Here is a 6,080-nt window from a genome sequence, read left to right as displayed (position 1 = left end):
TGGCGATCGGTACATCACTGGAAACCGGCGCTGCAGGTATTCCAGATCCTCTTCGGCGAGGAACGGGTACCTGTCCATATGTAACCGTGGTGGCAGTTACACACTTGGATTGACAGACCCCTTTTTTAAGGCCTGCATTTCCATCTGCCCCGTTGCTCGGGGCTGCGAAGGAAACGCTGACGCTATCGTCGCCTTTTTTTCCGAAGAAATCTCCTATTTTTTTCATCTGCGCTTGTTCGCTCTGGGTAAGGCGATCATTTTTAGCTGCGTCAGTGATGCGATTCAGTGCGACCTCGAACTTTCCGCAATTTCCACTCCCGCCGTCTGAGCACACCCATCGTCCGTCGGGGTCAGTATATTTGTAGGGAGAATTGTTGGCGTACCGATATCGATTGAAATTTGCTCCGTTCGTTAGGCTCGACGCTATCGGATCGACACTCAGGAACCGCCCGATGAGCGGATCGTAGTAGCGCTGCTGCATATAGCTGAGCTGGGTAAACGAATCCTCGACATGGCCGGTATAGCCGGGCGCATCGGCGAAGGTGCTGGTGGCCGGCAGACCGTATGGTTCGTAGCGCGAACGCTTGATGACCGTGCCGGCGGCATTGGTTTCGGCCACGGGACTGCCGAGCGCGTCGGTGTGGTAGTAGGTCGTGCTGACGACGCGGTTGGGACCGAAGGTGCTGGGACTACCAACACACATCTCGGCGATGCCGCGGTAAGCCGAGCAACCGCTGTCGCCACCCGCTGCATTGCAGGCACGTACCTGATAGTAGTAGACCAGGTAGGGGTTCCCGTCCTTATATCGCGTCAGAGTCGCATTGGACGGAGGCGGTATTTCCGGGTGCTCTATCGGGTCTGGGCGCGAAATGATGGTCGGCGGCATGTCTCCGGTGGCGAAATTGCTTTCGAAGATCTCGTAGTGGTCCAGGTCGCCGCTGGAGGCCTCCCAGTACAACGTGAAGGTGCGTGGATTGACGTTGTTGCAGATGACCTGGTTATTGCCGTTGTTGGTCGGCGAGAAGCCGATCCACCCCGGCGTCGGCGGCACGCCAGGCAGGCGTACGCGTTCGGTGTAGACGGCGCTGTCGACGCTGCAGACATCCGTGCCGTTGACCAGGGTCTTGCAGGCCTTGACCCAGTATTCGTAGTCGCCGGTAGCGCGCGGGCTGGATGGGCTCCAGCTCAATGACGATCCATTCTGGATCACGCCCTGCTCCACGCCGTTGTCTTTCTCGTAGAGCTTGTAATAGGTCGCGCCGGATACGGCGGTCCACTGCACGGTGTAATTGCCGGTGGTGCTCGGATTGGGACTGGCCCCGATCGAACCGGTCGGCGGCGGGAAGCTGGTGTCCTCCTGCACGGCCACGGTCAACGGATAACTGGTGCTGCAGCCGGTCGCATTGCAGGCCTGGGCGATGAAGCTGTAGTTGCCGATCGGACGGGCCGTACCGGGTGTCCAGCTGGTCGTGCACGTGGTCGTGCACGCGTCATTGACCAGGGTCACCCAGCCACCGCCGGTGGTTTCGACCAGCTTGTAGGTGAGGTTGGAGCCGACATTGGCCCAGCTGACCGTGAACAGGCCGTTGGTGGTCGGGTTGAGGGTGGCGGTCAGCGGGTTGGGCGCGTCCGGCGGCGTGCCGAACTGGACGTGGATCGTATAACTGCCGGTCCAGGCGCTGCAGCAGGTCTCCAAGGTGCTCGAGACCGTGCGCAAGTACGCCGAGTGGTCGTTCTCGCTCGGCCTCGTCGCGATCTGGGCGGCGTCGATGAGCGGCTTCCGCCGGCTGCTCGGCTACAACGCGACCGAGCACCTCGTGCTCGCACTCTACGCGCAGTTCGTCGTCATCCTGGCCAACGTCCTGAACCAGCTGCCGCTGCTGATCCTGCGTTCGCCGGCCTGGCTGGCCTGGCACAAGCAGTGGTCCGGCTGGACCATGGGCGTAATCGAACTCGGCATCGTGCTGCTCGCGCTGAGCCAGTTCTTCCTCGTTGACCTGCGCCGGCAATGGTGGCGGCTGGCGCTGGCCGGCGCGGTCTACGTCGCCGGCAAGAAGCTGCTGCTCTACGCGTATGCGTGGGTGCTGGTGAAGCTGCTGCTGGCCGGGATCGCGAAGTGACTCGAGCAATGCGCCTCAGGGCGATCCACGCCGACAGGACGGAGAGTCTCGATGCAGGCGTGGAAAAGACCGCAATGGCGGTTCTCACTGCACGGCTCCCGTGCCGCAGGAAGCCGATGTCGCGAATGCCTGCCCGTTGCGCGGGGCCGCAAGGGTTCGGACTGTCTCAGCGCCGCCAGACCCGGCAGCGGTTGTTGGCCGGCAACGCATGGTCGGCAATCAGATGCAGGCCGTGCCGCGCGGCCAATGCGTCGACGTCGCGCGCGTCGCGGATGCCGCGGTGCGGCGCGGCGGCGCGCAGCGCGCGGTCGAACGCTTCGTTGCTGTCGCTGGTGAAGCGGCCGTCGATGTTGAACGGGCCGTAGATCGCAAGCACGCCGCCGGGTGCGAGCACGCGGCCCATGCCGGCGAACAGGGCTTCGACTTCCGCCCAGCTCATGATGTGCAGCGTGTTCGCGCTGAACACGGCGTCGCAGGCCGATACGGGCCACGGCGTCTGCGCGACGTCGAGGCGCAGCGGCGCCGGCGTGTTGGCCAGATTCGCTTCGGCGAGCCAGGCCCGTATGCCGGGCAGGTTCTCCGCGCGATCCGACGTCTGCCAGCGCAGCCACGGCATGCGTGTCGCGAAATACGCCGCGTGCTGGCCGGTGCCGCTGCCGATTTCTAGCACGTCGCGGCGGTCGGCGAAGGCTTCGCGCAGCACGCCGAGTATCGGCTCGCGGTTGCGTTCGCAGGCGGCGGAAAAGGGTTTCTCGTTGCTCATCGTCGGACGCGCGCGACGGCCGCCGGGCCGCCGCACGCGGAGCCCCGTGGGCTTACTGGACGTCGTAGCTCTGCAGGGTGACCGGCACCTGGTTGTTGCCGCTGACCGACATGACGATGTGCATGGAGCCGAAGCCGATCGTACCGAGGTCGGTGATGTCGTTGACGCCGCAGGAAGCCGCGCGGATGAAGCTCGGTCCGCTCTGTCCGCTGGCGTTGGAGCCGATGAAGAAGCTGTTGTTCGTGCCCTGGCCCGACGGCGTGAAGATTTCGACGACGAGGATGTCGGTCGCGACTATGAACACCGGCTGGGAGGCGATGTTGGCCGAGAAGACCGTGCCGGTGGCCGAATCCGGAACCAGGATGTTGTCGCTGCTGACTGCGGTCAGCGACGCCAGGGTCGGCGGGTTCGTCGTGCTGCGCCAGAGATTGATGGTGACCGGCTGGCCGGCGCCGGCCGCGTCGTTCGCCGTCTCGACGCCGAAGTTGATCGTGTCGACGCGGAACTGCGGCTGGGTCAGCGCCGGGAACGAGGACAGCGTGAAGGCGCGGTAATAGCTGTTGTCCGTATGCAGGAAGCCCGGGCTGCCGCCGTTGCAGGAAATCGATCCAGCGGTGATCGTCGTCGCGGTCGACTGCGTGATGGTCTGCGCGACCAGCGGTCCGGTCCAGGATTGCAGCAGCTGGGTGCCGGGCGTCAGCGCAGAACGGCTCAGCGACTGGGCGGAGGCGGCACCCGCGACGCCGAAGCAGGCGAGAGCGAGGGCGGCGGAAAGCACGGATCGGGTCATTTCGGTGTCCTTGGCAGGGGAAGTGGCGCGAACGGAGGCCGGCGGCGCGGCCGCGTCGAAATGTGATGCTGGTCACACTGACCTGCCGAGTTTCGCGCGAAGCCGGATCGTCCCGCAAATGCCGTTAGGGCTGACGCGCCCGGACCGATCCCGGGACATTTCAGTCCCGCGTCAGATCCAGCCCTTCCTGTTCGCCCTTGGCATCCTGCGCGCGCATCGCCTCGAGCAGGCTGCGCAGCGCCGGCGGCAGCGCGAGCGTGTCGAGCCGCGCGATGCGCGCGGGGTCGTCGTCGCCGAGCGGCAGCCGCTTGGGCAGGGCCGCGAGCGCGGCGGCGTCCATCTGCCAGGCGCTCCAGGCCAGTCCGCGTTCTTCCCAGCACTGCGCAGCGCTCAGCGCGATCTCGATGCCGGCCGGATCCGGATCGCAGGCGATGCGCAGCGGCGCGGGCGCGACGCGCAACAGCGCGCGCACGGCGGCGAACCACCAGGCCGGAGGCTGGCCCGGCAGCCAGATCACGCCGTCGCGATCGCCGAGCGCGCGCGCGGCGTGCTCGAAGCTCGTGCGGTTCTCGACCAGGCGCCAGCAGCCGATCGCTCCGTCGGCCGCCGCGAGCGCGGTTACTGTCGCCGGACTCAGTCCGATCAGGTCCGGCACCGCGCGCAGGTCGAGCTCGCCCGGCGCCAGGCGCAGGCGCAGCGGTGCGCGCAGCCACAGCGCCGGGCTGTGCCGGCGCACGCCGAGCGCTTCGAGGTCGACCTGCTCGTCGAGCCAGCGCCAGTCGGCGTCGGCGATCGACTTGGTGTGCGCGCCGGCGAACTGCGCGAACTCGCGCCGCGTGCCGTCGCGCGATTGCCGTTTCCAGTCCTGCAGCGCCTGCAGCAGGCCGAGGCGGCGCAGCGCGACGCCGCTCGCGCGATCCTGCAGATCGTCGAGGGCGGCGGCGAATTCGACGAGCGTCGACGCCGCGGTGGAAAGCCGCGCACGCACCTGCTCGCGCAGGTCCGGCGGCGGCAGGCCGAGCGCCGCGTGCAGCCGGTCGCGCCGACGCCAGGCGATCTGCGTCCATTGCCAGTCGTCGCGGCGCGGCTCGCGCCGTTCGCAGCGTTCTATCCAGCCGTCGCGCAGCAGGTCGTCGCAGAGCCGGCGCGCGAGCTCCACGCGCAGGCCGCCGGCGATCTTCAGCAGACTGTCCCAGCGGCGGCTCGGCGCGGCGCCGGCCAGCCATTCCCCGAGCAGCGCGCGCTGCGCCGCCGGCCAGGTCCCGATCAGGTCGAGGCGTTCGCGCGCCGCGCGGCGCCAGCGCCGGCGTCCGAGCGGAAAGCGCGCGGTGACGTCGAAGACCGCGCTCTCGACGCCGTCGGCGTCGGCCGCCGACCAGCTCCTCGCGACGGCACGCCCGTCGTTCACGCCGTCGCCGCGCGCCGCGCTGCTTCCGCGGCGACCGCGCGCTTGAGCACCGCGACCGGCTCGGCCCAGCTCGCGGCGGGCCGGCGCTTGGTCGTGGTCAGCACGAGGTCGGTCGGGTGGAACACGTTGAGGTTGTGCGTGATCGGCGTGGTCAGGATGTACTGCGCTTCGGTCGCGCGCAGGAAGCCGCCGACTTTCTCGATGTTGAACACATCCAGGTGCGCGAACGGCTCGTCGATGAACACGAAGCCGCCCGGATGCGTTTCGTCGCGCAGCAGCGCGACGAGCAGCAGCAGCGATTTCATGACCTGCTGGCCGCCGGAGGCTTCGCCGTCGTCGAGACCTATCCAGCCCTTGCGGTCGAAGTCGAAGCGCACGCTGAGGCCGGCCTGTGCGAGCGCGACATCGTCGTTGGCCAGCTCGGGCTGGTCGACCTCGACGTTGATGCCGGACAGCTCGCCGAGCGCGCGCAGGTTCTTCGCGTACTGGCGCACCGTCGCGCGCAGCACGTTGATGTAGGCGCCGCGTGCCTCGTCGGTGATGCGCCGCGCGCGCTGCAGATGCGCGTCGCGCCGGCCGAGCGTGGTTTCCAGCGCCTCGTGGTCGGCGGCGATCTTGTCGCGCAGCGCGACGCAGGAAGGATCGGTGACGAAGCCGCCGCGTTCGATGCGCTGGGCGATCTTGTCGAGTTCGCGCTGCACTTCGTGTTCGGTCTCGAACTCGCGCAGCGCGGCTGCGAGCGCGTCGGTGCTGCGCCAGGCGGCCGGCATCAGGTTGCGCTGGCGGCGATAGTCGAGCACGCGGCGCACGTAGTCGTGGCGGTCGCGTTCGAGCTTGTGCGCCTTCTCCTCGCGTTCGCGTGCGAGCTGCTCGCGCTGGTATTCGCCTTCCTCGGACTCGGAGCCGGCATACGGATCGGGCGCGCTGACGCCTTCCTCGCCTTTGGTCTCCTGCTGCGCCGGCTCGCTGGCCGGGTCGTAGTCGCGCAGGCGCAGCAGG

General features: G+C 67.7%; 6 protein-coding genes. 1 reads left to right on the top strand and 5 read right to left on the bottom strand.

Annotated features, from left to right (window positions below; translation table 11 throughout):
* On the bottom strand, positions 1-1,696 hold a 1,696-nt coding region (locus tag NON22_RS19025), incomplete at its 3' end, for an RHS repeat-associated core domain-containing protein (protein ID WP_257388541.1).
* 1 nt (position 1,697) lies between these two features.
* Here NON22_RS19025 and NON22_RS19020 point away from each other — a divergent pair.
* Complete coding sequence (locus tag NON22_RS19020; RefSeq protein ID WP_257388540.1) at positions 1,698-2,120, top strand: hypothetical protein; 423 nt, start codon at positions 1,698-1,700, stop codon at positions 2,118-2,120.
* A 166-nt stretch (positions 2,121-2,286) separates the two neighbouring features.
* Here NON22_RS19020 and NON22_RS19015 read toward each other — a convergent pair whose 3' ends face one another.
* From NON22_RS19015 to NON22_RS19000, 4 genes are all read right to left on the bottom strand, one after another.
* Positions 2,287-2,883 carry a class I SAM-dependent methyltransferase gene (locus NON22_RS19015; RefSeq protein WP_257388539.1) on the bottom strand — a complete coding sequence of 199 codons (597 nt, stop codon included), beginning with the start codon at positions 2,881-2,883 and terminating at the stop codon, positions 2,287-2,289.
* 52 nt (positions 2,884-2,935) lie between these two features.
* The gene (locus NON22_RS19010) at positions 2,936-3,673 is read right to left on the bottom strand and encodes a hypothetical protein (RefSeq protein ID WP_257388538.1); all 738 of its coding nucleotides are present in this window, start codon (positions 3,671-3,673) and stop codon (positions 2,936-2,938) included.
* A 160-nt stretch (positions 3,674-3,833) separates the two neighbouring features.
* Positions 3,834-5,081, bottom strand: a complete 1,248-nt coding sequence (locus NON22_RS19005) for a hypothetical protein (RefSeq protein ID WP_257388537.1) — start codon at positions 5,079-5,081, stop codon at positions 3,834-3,836.
* The coding region (locus tag NON22_RS19000) for an AAA family ATPase (protein ID WP_257388536.1) at positions 5,078-6,080 on the bottom strand (1,003 nt) is incomplete at its 5' end. The genes NON22_RS19000 and NON22_RS19005, both read right to left, overlap by 4 nt.

It is taken from the genome of Tahibacter caeni (assembly GCF_024609805.1).
Classification (GTDB): domain Bacteria; phylum Pseudomonadota; class Gammaproteobacteria; order Xanthomonadales; family Rhodanobacteraceae; genus Tahibacter; species Tahibacter caeni.
This window is presented reverse-complemented; position numbering and strand designations above follow the sequence as displayed.